This is a genomic window from Pseudomonas sp. RG1 (assembly GCF_025910115.1).
Lineage (GTDB): Bacteria > Pseudomonadota > Gammaproteobacteria > Pseudomonadales > Pseudomonadaceae > Aquipseudomonas > Aquipseudomonas atacamensis.
This window is the reverse complement of sequence record NZ_JAPCIK010000026.1, coordinates 1-20,247: the sequence shown is the minus strand read 5'-3', so window position 1 is coordinate 20,247 and position 20,247 is coordinate 1. Positions and strand designations below refer to the sequence as shown.

14 protein-coding genes are annotated in these 20,247 nt (G+C 60.2%); 12 read left to right on the top strand and 2 right to left on the bottom strand.

Annotation, left to right across the window (positions count from 1 at the left end; translation table 11 throughout):
* Positions 1-43: 43 nt before the first annotated feature.
* The gene (gene pgm / locus OK411_RS15805; protein WP_016774846.1) at positions 44-1,690 is read left to right on the top strand and encodes a phosphoglucomutase (alpha-D-glucose-1,6-bisphosphate-dependent); all 1,647 of its coding nucleotides are present in this window, start codon (positions 44-46) and stop codon (positions 1,688-1,690) included.
* Positions 1,691-1,744: 54 nt separating this feature from the next.
* Here pgm and OK411_RS15800 read toward each other — a convergent pair whose 3' ends face one another.
* Positions 1,745-2,440, bottom strand: coding sequence for a pirin family protein (locus OK411_RS15800; protein WP_016774845.1), 696 nt, complete (start codon positions 2,438-2,440; stop codon positions 1,745-1,747).
* Positions 2,441-2,698: 258 nt separating this feature from the next.
* Here OK411_RS15800 and OK411_RS15795 point away from each other — a divergent pair, with 258 nt between their 5' ends.
* On the top strand, positions 2,699-5,179 hold the full coding sequence (locus OK411_RS15795; protein ID WP_264365333.1) for a UvrD-helicase domain-containing protein: 2,481 nt from the start codon (positions 2,699-2,701) through the stop codon (positions 5,177-5,179).
* A 49-nt stretch (positions 5,180-5,228) separates the two neighbouring features.
* Here OK411_RS15795 and OK411_RS15790 read toward each other — a convergent pair whose 3' ends face one another.
* On the bottom strand, positions 5,229-5,501 hold the full coding sequence (locus OK411_RS15790) for a DUF1652 domain-containing protein (RefSeq protein ID WP_038862172.1): 273 nt from the start codon (positions 5,499-5,501) through the stop codon (positions 5,229-5,231).
* 265 nt (positions 5,502-5,766) lie between these two features.
* On the opposite strand from OK411_RS15790, the gene OK411_RS15785 reads away from it, so the two are divergent.
* The 10 genes from OK411_RS15785 to OK411_RS15740 all read left to right on the top strand — a co-directional run bounded on the left by OK411_RS15785 (position 5,767) and on the right by OK411_RS15740 (position 19,896).
* Positions 5,767-6,582, top strand: a complete 816-nt coding sequence (locus OK411_RS15785; protein ID WP_264365332.1) for a helix-turn-helix domain-containing protein — start codon at positions 5,767-5,769, stop codon at positions 6,580-6,582.
* Between the two features lie 52 nt (positions 6,583-6,634).
* Entirely contained in the window at positions 6,635-8,041 is a 1,407-nt protein-coding gene (locus tag OK411_RS15780; protein ID WP_264365331.1) for an NAD(P)/FAD-dependent oxidoreductase, read from the top strand.
* A 31-nt stretch (positions 8,042-8,072) separates the two neighbouring features.
* On the top strand, positions 8,073-8,417 hold the full coding sequence (locus tag OK411_RS15775) for a cupin domain-containing protein (protein ID WP_024013066.1): 345 nt from the start codon (positions 8,073-8,075) through the stop codon (positions 8,415-8,417).
* A 55-nt stretch (positions 8,418-8,472) separates the two neighbouring features.
* Positions 8,473-9,558 (top strand): polyamine ABC transporter substrate-binding protein, encoded by a 1,086-nt coding sequence (locus OK411_RS15770; protein ID WP_264365330.1) that lies wholly within the window; start codon positions 8,473-8,475, stop codon positions 9,556-9,558.
* 461 nt (positions 9,559-10,019) lie between these two features.
* The gene (locus OK411_RS15765) at positions 10,020-11,465 is read left to right on the top strand and encodes a serralysin family metalloprotease (protein ID WP_264365329.1); all 1,446 of its coding nucleotides are present in this window, start codon (positions 10,020-10,022) and stop codon (positions 11,463-11,465) included.
* A 91-nt stretch (positions 11,466-11,556) separates the two neighbouring features.
* The gene (locus OK411_RS15760; RefSeq protein ID WP_264365328.1) at positions 11,557-11,979 is read left to right on the top strand and encodes a protease inhibitor Inh/omp19 family protein; all 423 of its coding nucleotides are present in this window, start codon (positions 11,557-11,559) and stop codon (positions 11,977-11,979) included.
* Between the two features lie 180 nt (positions 11,980-12,159).
* Complete coding sequence (locus tag OK411_RS15755) at positions 12,160-13,935, top strand: type I secretion system permease/ATPase (RefSeq protein ID WP_264365327.1); 1,776 nt, start codon at positions 12,160-12,162, stop codon at positions 13,933-13,935.
* Entirely contained in the window at positions 13,932-15,281 is a 1,350-nt protein-coding gene (locus OK411_RS15750) for an HlyD family type I secretion periplasmic adaptor subunit (RefSeq protein ID WP_095180085.1), read from the top strand. The genes OK411_RS15755 and OK411_RS15750 overlap by 4 nt, the downstream gene beginning before the upstream one ends.
* Positions 15,282-15,283: 2 nt before the next feature.
* Positions 15,284-16,654, top strand: a complete 1,371-nt coding sequence (locus OK411_RS15745) for a TolC family outer membrane protein (protein ID WP_264365326.1) — start codon at positions 15,284-15,286, stop codon at positions 16,652-16,654.
* Positions 16,655-16,950: 296 nt separating this feature from the next.
* Complete coding sequence (locus tag OK411_RS15740; RefSeq protein ID WP_264365325.1) at positions 16,951-19,896, top strand: autotransporter serine protease; 2,946 nt, start codon at positions 16,951-16,953, stop codon at positions 19,894-19,896.
* Positions 19,897-20,247: the final 351 nt, after the last annotated feature.

Sequence of the window (20,247 nt, the reverse complement as noted above, 5' to 3'; positions counted from 1 at the left end):
TGCGCTGCATTTCCTGAACCACTCCGATTTCAGAGGTTTTTGCATGACACTCAGTCCTTTTGCGGGCAAACCGGCACCGGCAGAACTGTTGGTCGATATCCCGCGACTGGTTACGGCCTATTACACCGGCCAGCCTGATGCATCGATTTCTACCCAGCGAGTGGCGTTCGGCACGTCCGGCCACCGCGGCAGTTCGTTCGATTTGAGTTTCAACGAATGGCACGTTCTGGCCATCAGCCAGGCGATCTGCCTGTATCGCGAAGCCCAGGGCATCACCGGCCCGCTGTTCGTCGGCATCGACACCCATGCATTGTCGACCCCGGCCGGTGCCAGCGCGCTGGAAGTCCTCGCCGCCAACGGCGTCACCGTGATGATCGCCGAAGGCGATGAGTACACGCCGACCCCGGCAGTTTCCCACGCCATTCTCTGCTACAACCGCGGCCGTACCTCTGGCCTGGCGGACGGTATCGTCATCACGCCGTCGCATAACCCGCCACAGAGCGGTGGCTACAAATACAACCCAACCAACGGTGGCCCGGCCGATACCCACATCACCAAGTGGATCGAAGCCAAGGCCAACGAGCTGCTGGCGAACAAACTGGCCGGGGTCAAACGCATCAGCTACGAGCAAGCGCTCAAGGCCAGCACGACCCATCGTCACGATTACTTGAACACCTATGTCGCCGACCTGATCAACGTCATCGACTTCGATGCCATCCGCGACGCCAAGCTGCGCCTGGGTGTCGATCCGTTGGGCGGAGCAGGGGTGCGCTACTGGTCGGCCATCGCCGAACACTACCGTCTCGACCTGGAAGTGGTGAATAAACAGGTCGATTCAACGTTCCGTTTCATGACCGTCGATTGGGACGGCCAAATCCGTATGGACCCATCGTCCAGCCACGCGATGCAGGGCCTGATTGGCCTGAAAGAGCGCTTCGACGTGGCGTTTGCCTGCGACCCGGATCATGACCGCCACGGTATCGTCACGCCGTCCGGTGGTTTGCTCGCGCCGAACAACTATCTGGCGGTATCCATCGACTATTTGTTCCAGAACCGTCCGCAATGGCGCGCCGATGCCGCTGTCGGCAAAACCGTGGTCAGCAGCGGTCTGATCGACCGCGTGGCCAAGCGCCTGGGCCGTCGCCTGTACGAAGTGCCGGTGGGTTTCAAATGGTTCGCCGACGGTCTGTTCGATGGTTCGCTGGGTTTTGGCGGTGAAGAGAGTGCTGGCGCCTCGTTCCTGCGCAAGGACGGCGGCGTATGGAGCACCGACAAGGACGGCCTGATTCCAGCCTTGCTCGCCGCCGAAATGACGGCGCGCACCGGGCGCGATCCAAGCCAGGCCTACCGCGCCCTGACCGACGAACTGGGCGAACCGTTCTCGGTACGCGTCGACGCCAAGGCCAACCCTGAGCAAAAGGCACTGCTGAGCAAGCTGGCGCCGGAACAGGTCACCTCGACCGAGCTGGCAGGCGAGAAGATCCAGAGCATCCTCAGCCATGCACCGGGCAACGATCAAGCCATTGGCGGTCTGAAAGTCATGACCGAAAACGGCTGGTTCGCCGCGCGTCCTTCGGGCACTGAAGACATCTACAAGATCTACGCCGAAAGCTTCCTCGGCGACGACCACCTCAAGCAACTGGTGGCCGAAGCGCAAACGTTGGTGGATGGCGCTATTTCCACTAAGTGATGCGCACATGAAAAAGGGCAACCGTAATGGTTGCCCTTTTTTATTGCCTGCAGATCAAGCCAGGTCGACCAGTACGATCTCGCTGTCCTCGATCGCCGTGACCGTCAGCACTTGCTCATGGGCTACCGCCACGCCGTCACGCGCTTGGGCACGCAAGCCATTGACTTCGATCACGCCGGTGGCCGGAACCAGATAGGCGCGACGCCCTTCATCCAGTCGGTATTCAGCGGTTTCACCGGCCTTGATGTTCGCCGCCACCAGACGCGCATTGGCACGAATGTGCAGGCTCTCATCGTCGCCGTCCTTGCCGCTGGCCAGCGTCACAAAACCTTCGCGCTCGCCTTTGGGAAACGGCTTGGCTCCCCACGACGGCGGCGCACCGGTTTCGGTCGGCAGAATCCAGATCTGGAAGATCTTGGTTTCCTTGTCCTCCAGGTTGTACTCGCTGTGAGCAATGCCGGTGCCAGCGCTCATCACTTGTACGTCGCCAGCTTCGGTGCGGCCCTTGTTGCCGAGGTTGTCTTGGTGCGTGATGGCACCTTCCCGCACGTAGGTGATGATTTCCATGTCGCGGTGCGGATGCTGCGGGAAACCGGTGCCTGCGGCGATGATGTCGTCGTTCCACACGCGCAGGTTGCCCCAGCTCATCCGCTGCGGATCGTAGTATTCGGCAAAGGAAAAGTGGTGATGCGCGTCCAGCCAGCCATGATGGGCGCCGCCCAGCGAGCTGAAGGGTCTGAGTTCAAGCATGATCGTCTCCTAATAAGGGTCGTCAGGGGGGCGGGCCCCGTGGTTGATGACGACGATCATCTATCAGGCAATCATCGAAAAAAAGCGCAAAAACTGCCGCATCATGATCAGGTTATTTGATGGGAATGCGCCTCGAAATCGTCTCATCCGACTTTCAATTCGTCGCCTAAACCAATGACCTGTAAGCATTTCGCTAGAACTCATCAGCAAATCCAGACACCATAGCCGCCACAGCCTCACACCCTGGAGTCCGTCAGCGTGGCGCAACACACCCCCGATCTTCCCCCTGAACTTCGGCCACTGGCCGAGATGCCCTGGTTCAAACGTCTGGCCGCGCGATTCTTTGGTCACGGGTTGACCAAGCTGCGCGCCCAGCACCGGGCGTCGTGGCTGCACGGGCAAGCCGACGGATTTCGCAGTGGCCACACCGCTGGCGTCGAATACGGTTTCAAGGAGGGCAAGCTTGAGGGTTTGGAGGAAGGCCGCCAGGTGCTGCTGATTCGCGACAGCCGCAACACCGAGCATCGGCCGCCCAGCGTCGATAACCACCTGTTCGATGACTGGCGCCTGCCGCTGACGGCGGAACTGAAGAAGCGCATCAAGGCTGACGTCGCCCGTTTGCTTCCGGCCCACGCCCAGCCCAGCGCTGCGCAGTGGAAGATGATCTTCAGCGATACGCCGTCCACCTCGGTGGTGGCCGGTGCCGGCGCCGGCAAATCGACCACGCTGGTGCTGCGCATTCTGTTGCTCACCCATTATCTGGGTTTTGAGCTGGATTCGATGACCGTAGTGACCTTCACCCGTGAATCGCGCAAGGACTTCATCAACAAACTGATCGAAATCTTCACGCTGTGGGGGCAGCCGCTGAACTTGAAGCAGGCCCGCGAGCTGGTCAGAACCTTCCACTCGCGCATCCTGCCGATGGTGCGCAGCCTGCCGGGTTTCGAGCGTTTGCAGGCCTTCGAGAATCTCAGCGATCGCCCGCAAAGCGGCGCAGAGGAGGTTGACAGCAATCCGTTTGACCTGCGTATCAATGACGCGCAGCGCCAGCAACTTAATGCTTGTTATCACCGCCTATTCAACGACGATGAGCGTTTCCGCCAGTTGATCCAGCCGCTATCCCGCGCGGGTTTGCAATTAAAGGAACTGGAACGCGATCACCCCGATGTGCAGAAACGCATGGCGGTCACCGAATTGGCGGCCAAGCGCGATGAAGAGCTCTGCGATGTGATTGAGGATCTGTGGTTTCGCGCAGGGGCGTGGCCGATCAAAGGCATCGAACCGAATCGGCAGGCCTTCGAAATCAATGGTTCGAAGTTCCACGCTCACGGCTATATTCCCAGCCTCGATGCCTGGGTGGTGCTCGGCTTTGATCCCAGGGAAAACGCCCAGCTGACCCGACCCAACGCCAAGCTGAGTGTCCGTGCAGAGTGGGCGGTCAAGCGCACCCTGTTTCAAGCTTTCTGCCGTAAACCATTGATATGGCTGGATAGTTACGAGTCATCCAGGCGCGTTCTTGCGACGTTGGCCGGAGATGCCAGCGCCGGTCCCGGCTTTGATTACAAGGTCAAAGGCGAGCTGGCATCGGCGCCATTGCTGGATTGTTTTGTCGCCGCAGCAGGCTTTATCGAAAACCTCGGCCTGGATGTACCAGACGCGGTCAGTCGGATGAGCTTCGCCAAGGACGATCCCGATCGCTTTTTCTTTGAAGCCCTGAGCCTGTTCTGGCGCGCATTTGAAGATCACTTGCTGGATCAGAAGCCGCCAGTGATGACCTACAACCGCATGTTCGCGCTGTTCAGCGAGTACTCGCCGGAAAACCTCAAGCTGCTCAGCGATGAGTTGCTGCGGCCTATGGCGCATTTGATGATCGATGAGTTCCAGGACGTATCGCCGCAGATCGTTTCGTGGATTCGCGCCAGCCTCAATGAAATCCGCAGCCGTGGCCCGGCCATGCACGTTGGGCGAGGGGCGCAGCGTTCGTCGCTGTTGTGTGTTGGCGATGACTGGCAGTCGATTTACGGTTGGCGCGGCAGCTCACCGAGCTACTTCATGGAGTTCAACAAGGAATTTCCTTCACCGAGCACCACAAGAGTAATGCTCAGTGACAACTATCGCAGCCATCAGCACATCATCGACGCCGCCGAACACATTGTCCGTGCAGCGCCGGCAATCGCAGGCAAGAAGGCCAAGGCCAGTGGTGAGCCTAAGCCGCTTCACCCGGTCAACGTGCTTGAGCGGGACGATGAAGCATTGGGTCAGCGCCTGGCCGAGCATTATCGGCGCGGCGATTCAATCTTGATGCTTTATCGAAAAAGCAGCGATAACTTATTGATAGAGCAGCATATTCAGCCTGTACTTAATGTAGATTCGAGCTTGCCCTACAACGCGCGGCGGCTGAAGCAACTGACCTATCACAGCGCCAAAGGCTTGCAGGCTGATGCGGTATTTCTGCTTGGCGATTGCCAGCATCTGACCAGTTCTCCGTACAAGAATCAGGTCTATCGCATGGCGGGATTGGGCAAAAGCGGCGACAGCGAGCCTTATGACACTGCGCAAAAGGACGAAATCCTGCGCCTTGCCTACGTCGGTATCACGCGCGCCGTCAGCCATTGCTATTGGTACGTCGAACCGCAAGACAGCCAGGCGGTAAACATGCCGAGGGCGTCGGATCGAGTCGCCAAGGGCAAACCCTTCTTCGTCGACCATCGACGCGAAAAGGAAAAGACCAGCGCCTGACCCATAAAAAGCCCGCATCGCTGCGGGCTTTTTGTTTTAAATCAGGTGTTTATGCGTAGTTCTTGAGAGATTCCGGAGGAGTGAAGGCTTCCAGCTCATCCTCGATGGCTTCGATCATGCGCTCGACGTCCGCCGCGTTCATCACCGTTGCGCAGGGAATGCCGGCGATGGCGATCATGGTTTCGCCGCTGGCCCGATCGAAAAGACGGGCGATCATGCTGCCCGGCGCGTCCATCGTCGCCTCGAAACCCATGGGATGAAAATGCCAGCGCATCAGCTGGCAAGCGTTTGGAAAGGTGACTTTGCTGAACCCTTTATTCATGGTGTTGCCCGCCTGCTTCATCGAGCGCTTCCTTTTGCTCATGTTAGGTGGGAAGAGCCTTCATTGGCTCAACCAGTGCTTGAGCTTTAAAAGTAGCATCCGTGTGTGAAAAAACTGTGAGTTTTTTCAGTCCGTTTAGCGATTGATTCGCATTTTTTGATGTAAGTCACTGGCTCTGCGATTATCGCCAAAACGCCACCATGGATTTTTCATTGAAGCGGCAGAGGAAGTTGGGCAAGCTCGGTTCTTTTTCGCCGAGCCTCTTATGCACGCCGATGACGACGGCCCAGAACAGACCCAGACCACGGCCGCCACGGTCATGCGCTATCACCTGAGCTGGAAACACCGGGATCTGGACAGCGTCATGGCGCTTTATCACGCCGAGATCCAGTACAACGATTTCTTTCAGAACCGGGTGCTCGGTCTGGATGAGTTGCGCGAATATGTGCGCGTGAGCATGCCTCGAGAATCCGACGAACTGCTCGAACATTGCGACCGAATCCGGGTGGATGGCAACACCGCGTTCATTCAGTACGAGGTGACTTTGCGTGGCGGCGATGGCCTGGTGTCGTTTCGCTCCAGCGAAGCGATCACAGTCAAGGACGGCTTGATCTGGCGGGTCAACGAGTACGCCTCGCTGGTGCGTACTCAAGCCGACGGCAGTTCGGCACAGAGTCAGCGTCCGGCGGTCAGTCGGCTGGGTCTGTCACCGCGGCAGCTGAGTTTCATGGCCGAAGACCTGCAGCAGTATTTCGAAAAGCAGCAGCCCTATCTGGACCCTGAGCTTGACCTGCAACGGGTGGCGAAGGAGTGCGGGTACAGCCGTAATCAGATCTCCTATCTGCTCAATCAGGTGCTCGGGCAAAGCTTCTATCGCTACGTCAATCAGGCGCGCCTGCAGCATTTGCTGCGTGCGCTGGACAGCGCCACGCCGCCGTTGCGTGTCGACGAGCTGGCGTTTGCCGCCGGCTTCAATTCGCTGTCAGCGTTCTACAAATGCTTTCGCGAACACACCGGCCAGTCGCCCAAGGCCTACGCCAAACAAATTTCTCTGCGGGCACGCGCGCAAGACATCCACTGAAGGCAGCCACTAGGATCGACGCCATCGAAGGTTTTCAGTGGCGGAGTCTTGCATGTCGGCGTGGCGCACGATCAGTTTGTGGATGGATCAGCTCGATGAGCCGCTATTGGCGCGGCCCGCGTTGGAGCGTGACCTGGACGTCGACGTGGCGATCATCGGCGCCGGTTACACCGGACTGTGGACGGCGTACTACCTGAAAAAACAGGCGCCCGGCCTGGATATCGCCATCGTCGAGGCGCAAACCGCCGGGTTCGGTGCGTCCGGACGCAATGGCGGCTGGCTGATGGGTAACTTGCTGGGTGAGGATCGCTTGCTTGCAGCCTTGTCGCCGCAGCAGCGCAGGGCTTCGTTTGATCTGCTGCACAGCATCCCCGATGAAGTGGAGATCGTCCTCGAACGCGAAGGCATCGACTGCGATTACCGTAAGGGCGGGGTGCTTTATTGTGCGGCGCGCTACCCAGAGCAGGAAACCGTTCTGCGCGATTACCTGAGCAAGCTGCACACCCAAGGCCTTACCGATAACGACTACCGCTGGCTCAGTCCCGAGCAGCTGGCCCAGCAGATCCGCGTGGCCAAGCCCTACGGCGGCATCTTCGCCCCCCATGTCGCGACCATTCACCCCGCGAAACTGGTCCGTGGTCTGGCGCGGACCGTGCAGAACATGGGCGTGAAAATCTACGAAAACAGCCCGGTCACCCACTGGCAACCCGGCAGTCTGCGTACCGCCAAGGCCAGCGTGCGCAGCCGTTGGATCGTCCCGGCGGTGGAAGGTTATTCGGTGACCTTGCCGCCACTTGGCCGTTATCAATTGCCGGTGCAAAGCCTGATTGTCGCCACGGAACCGCTGTCCGCTGCGACCTGGGACGAAATCGGCCTCAATCGCGGCCAGGCCTTCAGTGAATTCAGCCGCCAGGTCACCTACGGCCAGCGCAGTGCCGACAATCGTCTGATCTTCGGCGCCCGTGGCGGGTATCAGTTCGCCGGCAAGCTGCGCCATGACTTCAACCTCACCCGCGATGAAGTCGAGTTGCGCCGCTATCTGTTCGGCGAACTGTTCCCGCAGCTGAAAAAAGTGCAGATCACCCACGCCTGGGGCGGCAACCTTGGCATGTCGCGGCATTTCAAGCCGCACATGCTCTGCGACCGCGCCAACGGCATCGCGTTGTCTGGCGGTTATGGCGGCGAGGGCGTCGGTGCCAGCAATCTCGGCGGCCGGACGCTGGCCGATCTGATTCTTGAGCGCGACAGCGAGCTGACCCAACAACCGTGGGTCCTGCCCGACGGTGGCATTCATGCGCTGCGTGCCTGGGAGCCAGAGCCATGCCGCTGGCTCGGCTACAACGCGATCATCAAAAGTTTCGTGCACGAAGACCAGACCCTGGCCAATCCCGCGACCGCGCCCTGGCGGCGCAAGCTCGCCAGTCGGGTCGCCGGGTTCATGGAAGGTTTCATGCACTGAACGCCGTTTCCCTCAATAAACAGGTCACGCCATGAGCATCACCCAATTCAAGAACACCGCCACGCTTGAGCTCGAAGAATCCAACCCGGTCGCCGTGCCCCTCGGCGAACCCGTCGCAATTGCCTCGACCACCAGTGTCGAGCGCGACGACGGTGTCGAAACCGGCGTCTGGGAATGCACCCCGGGCCGCTGGCGGCGGCAGATCACCGCGCAGGAGTTCTGCCATTTCATTTCCGGGCGCTGCACCTTCACCCCCGACGGTGGCGGCGAAACCCTGCACATACAAGGCGGCGACGCACTGATGTTGCCAGCCAACACGCTCGGGATCTGGGATATCCAGGAAACCGTGCGCAAGAGCTACGTGCTGATTTTCTGATTGTTTGATCCTTTGATTGCCTGCCAACAAAAAAAGCCCATACAGGAATCGCCCCATGATCCAGAAAACCCTCGCATTGGCGCCGCTGCTGCTGGCCGCTTCCGTCAGTCATGCAGCCGAGACGGTCAAGGTCTACAACTGGTCCGACTACATTGCCCCGGACACTACAAAGAATTTCCAGAAAGACATGGGCATCGGCGTCACTTATGACGTCTACGACAGCAACGAAACCCTCGACGGCAAGTTGATGACCGGCAAATCCGGTTACGACGTGGTTTTTCCGTCGAACCACTTCATGGCGCGGCAGATTCAGGGTGGGGCGCTGAAGAAACTCGACAAGAGTCAGTTGCCCAACTGGAAGAACCTCAATCCAGCGCTGCTTAAGGCCCTGCAGACCAACGACCCGAACAACGAGCACGGTTTCCCTTATCTGTGGGGCAGCACTGGTATCGGCTACAACATTGCCAAGGTCAAAGCGGTGCTGGGCGACAACGCGCCGGTGGATTCCTGGGATCTGATCTTCAAACCCGAATACATGGAAAAACTGCAGAAGTGCGGCGTGGCGATCCTCGACAACGGCCCGGAACTGCTCCCGGCGGCACTTAACTACCTGGGCCTGCCGCACCACAGCAAGAATCCCGAAGACTACAAAAAAGCCGAAGCTTTGCTGATGAAAGTGCGGCCCTATGTCAGCTACTTCCATTCTTCGAAGTACACCAGTGACCTGGCCAACGGCGACATCTGCGTAGCGGTGGGCTTTTCCGGCGACATCCTGCAAGCGGAGAACCGCGCCAAGGAAGCCAAGAACGGCGTCGAGATCGGTTATGCGATTCCCAAGGAAGGCGCGGCGATCTGGTTCGACATGGTCGCCATGCCCGCCGATGCACCAGACGAAAAGGCCGGCTATGCCTTCATGAATTACCTGCTGCGCCCGGACGTCATGGCCGGCATCACCAATTACGTGCATTACGCCAATGGCAACGAACAAGCCGACAAACTGATCGACCCGGCGATCAAGAACGACACCAAGGTTTACCCGAGCGCGGAAATGATGGGCAAGCTGTTTGCGCTGGAAGCGATGCCGCTGAATATCGACCGGATCCGGACGCGGGTTTGGAACAAGATTCGTACCGGTAGCTGAGTTTTTTCAGGCCAACATACAAGACCCCTGTGGGAGCGAGCCAGCTCGCGAAGCGGTTTGTCATTCGACACTTATGTTGACTGGCTTGGCGTCTTCGCGAGCAGACTCGCTCCCACATTCGTTTCAATGAATCAGGATAGTTGATATCAAAGCACTGGCACCGCTGACTGAAAGTGTGACTTGCCCAACAAATCCAAACTTAGCGATATTTAATATTTAAATAGAAAATCGTCAGACAATTTCCACCCTCGCCGCAACTAAAAACAATCTTTTCTCCCCGCACGCTTTGTTTACGGCAGTTTCCTGATATCACCAAATTGGATCGCAAAAAAACTCTTTACGACAGATTTCCAATTGTGTCAGGTTCGTTACGCCTTCATTGGGCGAGTGATAGGACGATCTCGCCAAAGATCGTCCTGTCGGACAAAAACTGTTCCATTGCTAAACAAGGAAGTGTGTTTATGTCGAAAGTTAAAACCAATGCTGTTGATTCCGCCGAACAGGCTTTCCAGCTGGCCGCGTTCAGCTCGGCGTACAACCAGATCAATAGCTTCAGCCATCAGTACGACCGTGGCGGCAACCTCACGGTCAATGGCAAACCCTCGTACTCCGTCGACCAGGCGGCTACGCAATTGCTGCGTGACGGCGCTGCCTACCAGGACAAGGACGGCAGCGGCAAGATCGAACTGACCTACACGTTCCTGACCTCGGCCTCGAACAGCACGATGAACAAGCACGGGATCAGCGGATTCAGTCAGTTCAGCGCGCAGCAACAGGCTCAGGCCAAGCTCGCCATGCAGTCCTGGGCCGACGTGGCCAATGTCACCTTCACCGAGAGAGTCTCGGGCGGCGACGGGCACATGACCTTCGGTAACTACAGCGGTGGCCAGGATGGCGCTGCGGCGTTTGCCTATCTGCCGGGGACCGGCGCTGGTTATGACGGCACCTCGTGGTACTTGATCAACAGCGGTTACACGCAGAACAAGAACCCGGATCTGAACAACTACGGTCGTCAGACCCTGACCCACGAAATCGGCCATACCCTTGGCCTTGCGCACCCCGGCGACTACAACGCCGGCAATGGCAACCCGACCTACAACGATGCGACTTATGGCCAGGACACCCGTGGCTACAGCGTCATGAGTTACTGGAGCGAGAGCAACACCAACCAGAACTTCAGCAAGGGCGGCGTCGAAGCCTATTCGTCCGGCCCGCTGATGGATGACATCGCCGCGATCCAGAAGCTTTACGGCGCCAACACCACGACCCGCACCGGCGACACCACCTACGGCTTCAACTCCAATACCGGTCGCGACTTCCTCAGCGCTTCGTCGTCGAGCGACAAAGTGGTGTTCTCGGTCTGGGATGCCGGTGGCAAGGATACCCTGGATTTCTCCGGTTTCACCCAGAACCAGAAGATCAACCTCAGTAGCGCTTCGTTCTCCGACGTTGGCGGCATGGTCGGCAACGTGTCGATTGCCAAGGGCGCGGTCATCGAGAACGCGATTGGTGGTTCGGGCAGCGATCTGTTGATCGGCAACGGCGTTGCCAACGAATTGAAGGGCGGTGCCGGCAACGACATCCTCTACGGCGCTGGTGGTGCTGACAAACTGTGGGGCGGTTCTGGTTCGGACACTTTCGTGTTCGCCGCCAGCTCGGACTCCAAGCCGGGGGCGATCGATCAGATTCTCGATTTCGTCAGCGGTCTGGACAAAATCGACCTGACCGGCATCACCAACGGCGCGGGCCTGCACTTCGTCAACAGCTTCACCGGTTCGGCCGGCGATGCGGTGCTGACCTCGTCGGGCGGCAACAGCCTGTTGTCGGTGGATTTCTCCGGGCATGGCGTGGCTGACTTTATCGTCAGCACCGTGGGCCAGGCTGCGACCAGCGACATCGTGGCGTGATGTGAAAGGAAAGCGGCGCCTTGTGCGTCGCTTTCTTCGCTTGCATCGGCCTGATCGCCGAGCAAGGCTACGAGCGGAAGTGAAGTTTCCTATGACTCGATACGTTTTAACTGACACGACGATGGCATGGCTGATGGCAGTCACGCTGATGATGACCGGAGCGACAAGCATGGCGAGCAGCCTCAGACTCGAAGAACCCTCGGCATTCGCCGGGCGCTGGCAGGCCACTTTGACCGGTCACAGCGACACGCCTGATACGCGATTGCTGCAAGACAAGCCGTCGAACACATGCGTTGTCGATCTTGCGCCAAACAAGACCTTGGGCGAGGGCACTGAATGTCTGGCCGCGTGGTTGGGCGAAGCGCCAATCGGCTGGTTTCCAGAGCCCGATGGCATTTCCATCACCGGCAAGGAAGGTTCGAGGATCGCCTTCTTCAGCCGCCAGCGTGATGGCATTTATACAAAGGCCTTGAGCGCCGAACTGGTTATTACGTTAGAGCGCGCAGCGCAGTAGGCAATGGTTGGCGGGTGAAGGAAAGTTGATATAAGCCAGTGATCGTGCGTTATAAGCGCGACATCGGGTCAAGTTGTTATGAAATTGTAAGCGCTACTTGCAAGTCATCTTTGGCAGGCAGGCGGAATATCAATGGAATGCTCGTCCGGTAATGACGAGGCATGAATTCAGGAAGAATCAATGAAGATGGCGAAGTCTCCTGCCACCGCTCCGTTAATCAAGGCATTGGGCGACTATAAAAGCATTCTGATCAGCGTCGGTTGTTTCACCGCGCTGATCAACGTGCTGATGCTGGTGCCGTCGATCTACATGCTGCAAGTTTACGATCGAGTATTGTCGTCGCAGAACGAAACCACCCTGGCAATGCTGTCGTTGATGGTGGTCGGTTTCTTCGCCTTCATCGGCCTGCTGGAAGTGATCCGCAGCTTTATCGTCATCCGCATCGGCAGCCAGCTGGAGCGTCGCTTCAATCTGCGCGTCTATCAGGCCGCGTTCGAGCGCAACCTGTTCAAGGGCGAGGGTAACGCCGGGCAGTCGCTTGGCGACCTGACCCACATTCGCCAGTTCGTCACCGGCCCGGCGCTGTTCGCCTTCTTCGATGCGCCGTGGTTCCCGGTTTATCTGTTTGTCATCTACCTGTTCAACGTCTGGCTCGGCGTGTTGGCGACGGTGGGCGCGTTGCTGCTGATCGCACTGGCCTGCCTCAACGAATACATGACCAAAAAGCCCCTCGGCGAGGCCGCCGGTTTTTCCCAGCAGTCCAGCCAGTTGGCCACCAGCCACTTGCACAACGCCGAAACCATTCAGGCGATGGGCATGCTCGGCCCGCTGCGCAAGCGCTGGTTCGGGGTGCATTCGCGCTTCCTCGGCTTGCAGAACCAGGCCAGCGACACCGGCGCGGTGATCAGTTCACTGAGCAAGACCCTGCGCCTGTGCCTGCAATCCCTGGTGCTGGGCCTGGGCGCGTTGCTGGTGATCAAGGGCGACATGACGGCGGGGATGATGATCGCCGGTTCGATCCTGATGGGCCGCGTGCTGAGCCCGATTGATCAGCTGATCGCCGTTTGGAAACAGTGGAGCGGGGCGAAGCTGGCTTACCGCCGTCTCGATGCGCTGTTGCAGGCGTTTCCGCCCAGCGACGAGGCGATGGCACTGCCGGCACCGAAAGGCCAGATCACCTTCGAACAAGTCAGCGCCGGCCCGCCCGGGCAGCGTGCAGCCACTTTGCACATGGTCAATTTCAATCTGAGTGCTGGTGAAGTGCTGGGTGTGCTCGGCGCTTCCGGTTCCGGCAAATCGACGCTGGCTCGAGTGCTGGTCGGCGTGTGGCCGGTGCTGGGCGGCACCGTGCGCCTCGACGGCGCTGATATTCATCGCTGGAACCGCGATCAGCTTGGTCCTTACATCGGTTACCTGCCGCAAGACATCGAATTGTTCAGCGGCAGCATCGCCGAGAACATTGCGCGCTTCAGCGAAGCCGATCCGCAAAAAGTCGTAGCCGCCGCGCAACAGGCCGGCGTTCACGAAATGATCCTGCGCTTGCCGCAAGGTTACGACACGCAACTGGGCGAGGACGGCAGCGGCTTGTCCGGCGGCCAGAAGCAACGCGTGGCCCTGGCCCGCGCGCTGTACGGCACGCCGAGTCTGGTGGTGCTCGATGAACCCAATTCCAACCTCGATACCGTCGGCGAAGCCGCACTGGCCAGCGCCATCGCGCAACTCAAGGCGCAAGGCACCACGGTGATTCTGGTGACGCACCGTTCTTCGGTGCTGGCTCAGGCTGACAAATTGCTCGTGCTCAACGATGGCCGCTTGCAGGCGTTCGGCCCGAGTCAGGATGTGCTCAAGGCACTTTCCGGCCAGCACGAACAGCAACGCGAAAAAGCCGCACAAACACCGGGCGGGCTCAGCATGAGCCGGCAGTATCAGCCCTCGACAAGGAATTCGGGTGTATGAGCAGCGCCAGCATGAACACTGAAAACGAAGCGAACATGGAACACGCCTACCTCACCGAGCGCCCGGAGCGCGATGCGAAATTCTTCGCGCGCATGGGCTGGATCCTGGCCATCGTCGGCGCTGGCAGTTTCTTCACTTGGGCGGCACTGGCGCCGCTGGATCAGGGCATTCCGGTGCAGGGCACGGTGGTGGTCTCGGGCAAGCGCAAGGCTGTGCAGTCGATGAGCAGTGGCGTGGTCAGCCGGATTCTGGTGCGCGAAGGCGAGATCGTGAAGCAGGGCCAGCCGTTGTTCCGCCTTGATCAGACGCAAGTGGCTGCCGACGTGCAATCGCTGCAGGCGCAGTACCGCATGGCCTGGGCCAGCCTTGCGCGCTGGCAGGCCGAGCGCGACAACCTCAAACAAGTGACCTTTCCGGCCGAACTGAGCAACGACCCGGACCCGCGCCTGGCGCTGGTGCTGGAAGGCCAGCGGCAACTGTTCAGCAGCCGCCGCGAAGCCTTCTCCCGGGAGCAAGCGGCACTGCGCGCCAACATCGAAGGCGCCACCGCACAACTGGCCGGCATGCGCCGCGCCCGCAGCGACCTCAATGCCCAGGCCAGTTCCTTGCAGCAACAATTGAGCAACCTGCAACCGCTGGCCGACAACGGCTACATCCCGCGCAACCGCTTGATGGACTACCAGCGGCAACTGTCGCAGGTGCAGCAGCAGCTGGCGGAAAACACCGGTGAAAGCGGGCGCGTGGAGCAGGGCATCCTTGAATCGCGCCTGAAGTTGCAGCAGCACGGCGAGGAATACCAGAAGGAAGTGCGTACGCAACTGGCCGATGCGCAGTTGAAAAGCGTGACACTGTCCGAACAGCTGACCTCCGCCGGTTTCGATCTGCAACACAGCGAGATCCTCGCCACCGCCGATGGCGTGGCGGTCAACCTCGGTGTGCACACCGAAGGCGCCGTGGTGCGCCAAGGCGAAACCCTGCTGGAGATCGTTCCGCAAGGCACCACCCTGGAAGTCGAAGGGCACTTGCCGATCAACCTGATCGACAAGGTCGGCACGCATTTGCCGGTGGACATTCTGTTTACCGCGTTCAACCAGAGCAAAACCCCGCGCGTGCCCGGCGAAGTCAGCCTGATCTCCGCCGACCAGATGGTCGATGAGAAAACCGGCGTGCCGTATTACGTGTTGCGCAGCAGCGTCAGCGATCAGGCGATGGAGAAGCTCAACGGTCTGGTGATCAAGCCCGGCATGCCGGCGGAAATGTTCGTGCGCACCGGTGAGCGTTCACTCCTCAACTACCTGTTCAAACCGCTTCTGGATCGCGCCGGTTCTGCGTTGACCGAGGAATAAGGATGTTCGGCTGTATGAAAAAGCTTTGCATGCTGGGGGCCGCAATGACGCTGCTCGCGAGTCACTCGGCAGTCGCGGCCATGGGGCCATTCGAGATTTACGAACAGGCATTGCGCAATGATCCGGTGTTCCTGGGGGCGATCAAGGAGCGCGATGCCGGCCTGGAAAACCGCGTGATTGGTCGCGCCGGGCTGCTGCCACGGATCGGTTACACCTACAACAAGGGCCGCAACTCGTCCAAGGCGACGTCTCTGGATGATCGTGCGCGCAATCGAACTGATGAGCGCAACTACAACAGTTACGGCTCGGCGCTCACGGTGCAGCAACCGCTGCTCGATTACGAGGCTTACGCGGTGTATCGCAAAGGCGTGGCGCAGTCGTTGTTCGCCGACGAAGCGTTTCGCGGCAAGAGTCAGGAACTGTTGGTGCGCGTGCTGGATAACTACACCAAAGCCTTGTTCGCCCAGGACCAGATCGACATCGCCCAGGCGAAGAAGAAGGCCTACGAACAGCAGTTCCAGCAGAACGAACACATGTTCAAGCAGGGCGAGGGCACGCGCACCGATATTCTCGAAGCCGAGTCGCGCTATGAGCTGGCGACTGCCGAGGAGATCGAAGCGCGCAACGAGCAGGATGCCGCCTTGCGCGAGCTGGGCGCGCTGGTGGGCGTGCCGGCGGTGGACATCGGCGATCTGGCGCCGCTTGGTCAGCAATTTCAGACCTTCACCCTGCAACCGGCCAACTTCGACACCTGGCATGAACTGGCGATCAGCAACAACCCGAACCTCGCTTCGCAGCGTCAGGCCGTGGAAGTGGCGCGCTACGAAGTCGAGCGCAACCGCGCCGGGCATCTGCCGAAAGTCAGTGCTTATGCCTCTATGCGCGACAACGAGTCCGAAAGCGGCAACACCTATAACCAGCGCTACGAAACCAACACCATCGGCCTTGAAGTCAGCGTGCCGCTGTACGCCGGCGGCGGGGTATCGGCCTCCACACGGCAGGCCAGCCGCACCATGGAACAGGCCGAATACGAACTGGATGGCAAAACCCGCGAAACCTTGATCGAACTGCGCCGCCAGTTCAGCGCCTGCCTGTCCGGGGTGAACAAATTGCGCGCTTATCAGAAAGCCTTGAAGTCGGCCGAAGCGCTGGTGGTCTCGACCAGACAAAGCATTCTGGGCGGCGAACGCACCAACCTCGACGCGTTGAACGCCGAGCAGCAACTGTTCACCACCCGCCGCGACCTGGCCCAGGCACGCTACGACTACCTGATGGCCTGGACCAAATTGCATTACTACGCCGGGACGCTGAATGAGCAGGATCTGGCGCGGGTGGACGAAGCATTTGTGGTCGCGCAACAGCCCTCACCCTAACCCTCTCCCAGAGGGAGAGGGGACTGACCGAGTGGCCTGCGATAGCTGCATTGACCTGAACCACCGAGCCGGACGCAGGTTTTGACATCAACAAAAATCGGCTCCCTCTCCCACAGGGACAGGGGACTGACCGAGTGGCCTGCGATAGCTGCATCGACCTGAACCACCGAGCTGGACGCAGGTTTTGACATCAACACAAATCGGCTCCCTCTCCTCGGGGAGAGGGCTGGGGTGAGGGGAACAGGCGACACCGCAATTCAGCCCTGAACAAAACAACAAAAACGAGAGTGATGACCATGGACGTACGCATAAAGCCGATTTCGCTCGGCACGCTGTTGCTGGTGACTTCGGCAACGCAGGCCCAATACCTGGAATCAGGCCAGCCCGGCGATCCATCCAGTTGGCGCAGCGCCGAGTTCTTGCGTGACTGGGGTCTGCAACGCATGCAGGCCGATCAGGCCTACGCAGCCGGCATCACCGGCAAGGGCGTGAAGATCGGCGCGCTCGATTCCGGTTTCGATGCCGCCCACCCGGAATTCTCCGCCGACCGTTATCACCCGGTAACGGCCAGCGGCAGCTACGTCGATGGCTCAGCGTTCAACGTCGACGGCACGCTCAACCCGAACAATGATTCCCACGGCACCCACGTCGTCGGGACCATGGGCGCTGCCCGTGATGGCAGCGGCATGCACGGCGTGGCGTACAACGCGCAGATCTACGTCGGCAACACCAACAAGAACGACAGTTTCCTTTTCGGCCCCGGCCCTGATCCGCGTTATTTCAAAGCGGTCTACGACAGCCTCGCCGACGCCGGCGTGCGGGCGATCAATAACAGCTGGGGCAGTCAGCCGCCGGATGTCAGCTATCGCACTTTGGCCGACCTGCACGCCGCTTACGCGCAACACTGGAACAAAGGCACCTGGCTCGACGCCGCTGCCGACGTTTCCCGGCGTGGTGTGATCAACGTCTTCAGCGCTGGCAACAGCGGCTACCCGAACGCCAGCGTGCGCTCAGCGCTGCCGTACTTTCAGCCGGATCTGGAAGGGCACTGGCTGGCGGTGTCCGGGCTCGATCAGGGCAATCAACAGAAGTACAACCAGTGCGGCATCGCCAAATACTGGTGCATCACCACGCCGGGGGCGAAGATCGACAGCACCATTCCCGGCGGCGGCTACGGCATCAAGTCCGGCACCTCGATGGCGGCGCCGCACGCAACCGGCGCCCTAGCGCTGGTGATGGAACGCTATCCGTACATGAACAACCAGCAAGCGCTCGAGGTGCTGCTGACCACCGCCACCCAGCTCGACGGCTCGGTCACTGACGCACCGAACGAGCGCGTCGGCTGGGGTGTCGCGAATCTCAACCGGGCGATGCGCGGGCCGGGGCAATTGCTCGGTGCGTTCGATGCCAATCTGGGGGCAGGGCAGCGCGATGTCTGGAGCAATGACATCTCCGACAAGGCACTGCTCCAGCGTCAAAACGAAGACCTCGCCGAGCACAGCGCCTGGCAGCAAACCCTGCAGGACAAAGGCTGGCAGAACGGCGTTGCGGCCGGCGCCAGTCAGCAGGAGCAGACCGATTACGCGGTCGGCATGCTCCGTGATGCGGCAGCGGCGAACCGGGTGTATCAGGGCAGCCTGATCAAGTCCGGCGCCGGTCAGTTGCTGCTCAGCGGCGACAACACCTATCGCGGCCCGACCACCGTCAACGGCGGTCTGCTGACCGTCAATGGTTCGCTGACTTCAGCGGTCACCGTCAACGACAGCGGCACCCTCGGCGGCTCCGGACGCATCGGCGCATTGACCGCCAACAGCGGCGGCCGGGTCGCACCGGGCAATTCCATCGGCACCTTGAACGTCGGCGGTGATGTGACACTCGCCCCAGGCTCGACTTACGCCGTCGAGCTATCGCCCACCAGCAGTGACCGCATCGTCGCCGGCGGCACGGCAACCGTCAGCGGCGCCAGCGTCAGCCTGGCGCTGGAAAACAGCCCGACCTTGCTCAGCAGCGCCGAAGCGCAAAGCCTGCTCGGCCGCCAGTACACCATCCTGCAAGCGGCCGGCGGCGTGCAGGGGCAGTTCGCTGCGGTGGTGCCGAACTACCTGTTCATCGGCGGCGCCCTCGACTACGCCGCAAGCGGCATTCAGCTGAATATCCAGCGCAATGCCACAAGCTTCGCCAGCGTCGGGCAAACGCCGAACCAGCGTTCGGTGGCGGCGGCAGTCGAAGGGCTGGGCGCTGGCAATTCGGTTTACGAAAGTGTGCTTCGTGCACCGACTCAAGCCTCGGCGCAGCAAGCCTTCCAGCAACTGAGCGGCGAGATTTATCCGGCACTGGGGACGATGCTGATCAACGACAGCCGCCAGTTGCGTGATGCGCTCGGCGAGCGGCTGCACGATGAATCGGCGACCCGCAGCAACGGCTGGATCAAGGCCCTCGGCGCCTGGGGCAGCACCGATTCGGGCCACGACACGGCCGGCTACAACACCTCGATCGGCGGCCTGCTGGCCGGTGTCGACGGCGTGCTCGATGAGCAGACCCGCATCGGTCTGGTCACTGGCTACAGCGACAGCTCCTTGAGCATGGGGTCGGGCACGCATTCCTCGGCGAAAGTCGACAGCTACCACCTTGGCGCTTACGCCGGGCACGACCTCGGCGCGTGGCGCTTGAGCAGCGGTGCGGCGTACAGCTGGCATCGCGGCGACGTAAAGCGCGATCTGCAATACGACGGCGTCAGCGCCAAGCAGAAAGCCAAACTCGACGCGACCACCACCCAAGTCTTCGCCGAGGCGGCGTATCGCTTGCAGTTGCAAGCGTTGGCGCTGGAACCGTTCGCCAACCTGACCTACCTGCATCTCGACACCGAAGGCTTTACCGAGAAGGGCGATGCCGCTGCGCTGAAAAGCTCGGGCGATCAGCGCGATGCGGTGTTGAGCACCTTGGGCGTACGGGCGAGCAAAACCTTCAACCTTTCCAGCCAGCAAGCGCTGGACGTCAGCGCGCGGCTCGGCTGGCAGCACAGCCTCAGCGATATCGAATCAGAGCAGCATTTGCGTTTTGCCAGCGGCGGCTCGCCGTATTCCGTGGAGAGCTCGGCGCTGGTGCGTGATGCCGCACTGGTCGGCGTGCAGGCCAGTCTGGCCTTGAGCAAGGACGTGCGGGTCAACCTCGATTACAACGGCCAACTGGCCAGCCGCGAGAAGCTGCATGGCGTAGGGCTGAGCCTGAACTGGCAGTTCTGATTGCATGGGTTTGGCCACTGTGCCGAGGGGATTTATCCCCGCTCGACTGCGCAGCAGTCGCAAAACCTGTGTTGATCGTTCCCACGCGCAGCAAAGGAATGCAGCCCGGGACGCTCTGCGTCCCATTGGAACGCGGAGCGTCCCTAGAGGCATTCCCACGCAGAGCGTGGGAACGATCAAGGCAACGCCAGCCGCGAGAAGCTGCATGGCGTTGGCCTGAGTCTGAACTGGCAGTTCTGATTGCATGTGTTTGAGCCCCTGTGGCGAGGGGATTTATCCCCGCTCGACTGCGCAGCAGTCGCAAAACCTGTGTTGATCGTTCCCACGCGCAGTAAAGGAATGCAGCCCGGG

Coding starts and splice junctions, on each gene's coding strand:
- pgm (WP_016774846.1), top strand. CDS start 44: ATGACACTCAGTCCTTTTGCGGGCAAACCGGCACCGGCAGAACTGTTG.
- OK411_RS15800 (WP_016774845.1), bottom strand. CDS start 2,440: ATGCTTGAACTCAGACCCTTCAGCTCGCTGGGCGGCGCCCATCATGGC.
- OK411_RS15790 (WP_038862172.1), bottom strand. CDS start 5,501: ATGAATAAAGGGTTCAGCAAAGTCACCTTTCCAAACGCTTGCCAGCTG.
- OK411_RS15785 (WP_264365332.1), top strand. CDS start 5,767: ATGCACGCCGATGACGACGGCCCAGAACAGACCCAGACCACGGCCGCC.
- OK411_RS15780 (WP_264365331.1), top strand. CDS start 6,635: ATGTCGGCGTGGCGCACGATCAGTTTGTGGATGGATCAGCTCGATGAG.
- OK411_RS15775 (WP_024013066.1), top strand. CDS start 8,073: ATGAGCATCACCCAATTCAAGAACACCGCCACGCTTGAGCTCGAAGAA.
- OK411_RS15770 (WP_264365330.1), top strand. CDS start 8,473: ATGATCCAGAAAACCCTCGCATTGGCGCCGCTGCTGCTGGCCGCTTCC.
- OK411_RS15765 (WP_264365329.1), top strand. CDS start 10,020: ATGTCGAAAGTTAAAACCAATGCTGTTGATTCCGCCGAACAGGCTTTC.
- OK411_RS15760 (WP_264365328.1), top strand. CDS start 11,557: ATGACTCGATACGTTTTAACTGACACGACGATGGCATGGCTGATGGCA.
- OK411_RS15755 (WP_264365327.1), top strand. CDS start 12,160: ATGAAGATGGCGAAGTCTCCTGCCACCGCTCCGTTAATCAAGGCATTG.
- OK411_RS15750 (WP_095180085.1), top strand. CDS start 13,932: ATGAGCAGCGCCAGCATGAACACTGAAAACGAAGCGAACATGGAACAC.
- OK411_RS15745 (WP_264365326.1), top strand. CDS start 15,284: ATGTTCGGCTGTATGAAAAAGCTTTGCATGCTGGGGGCCGCAATGACG.
- OK411_RS15740 (WP_264365325.1), top strand. CDS start 16,951: ATGGACGTACGCATAAAGCCGATTTCGCTCGGCACGCTGTTGCTGGTG.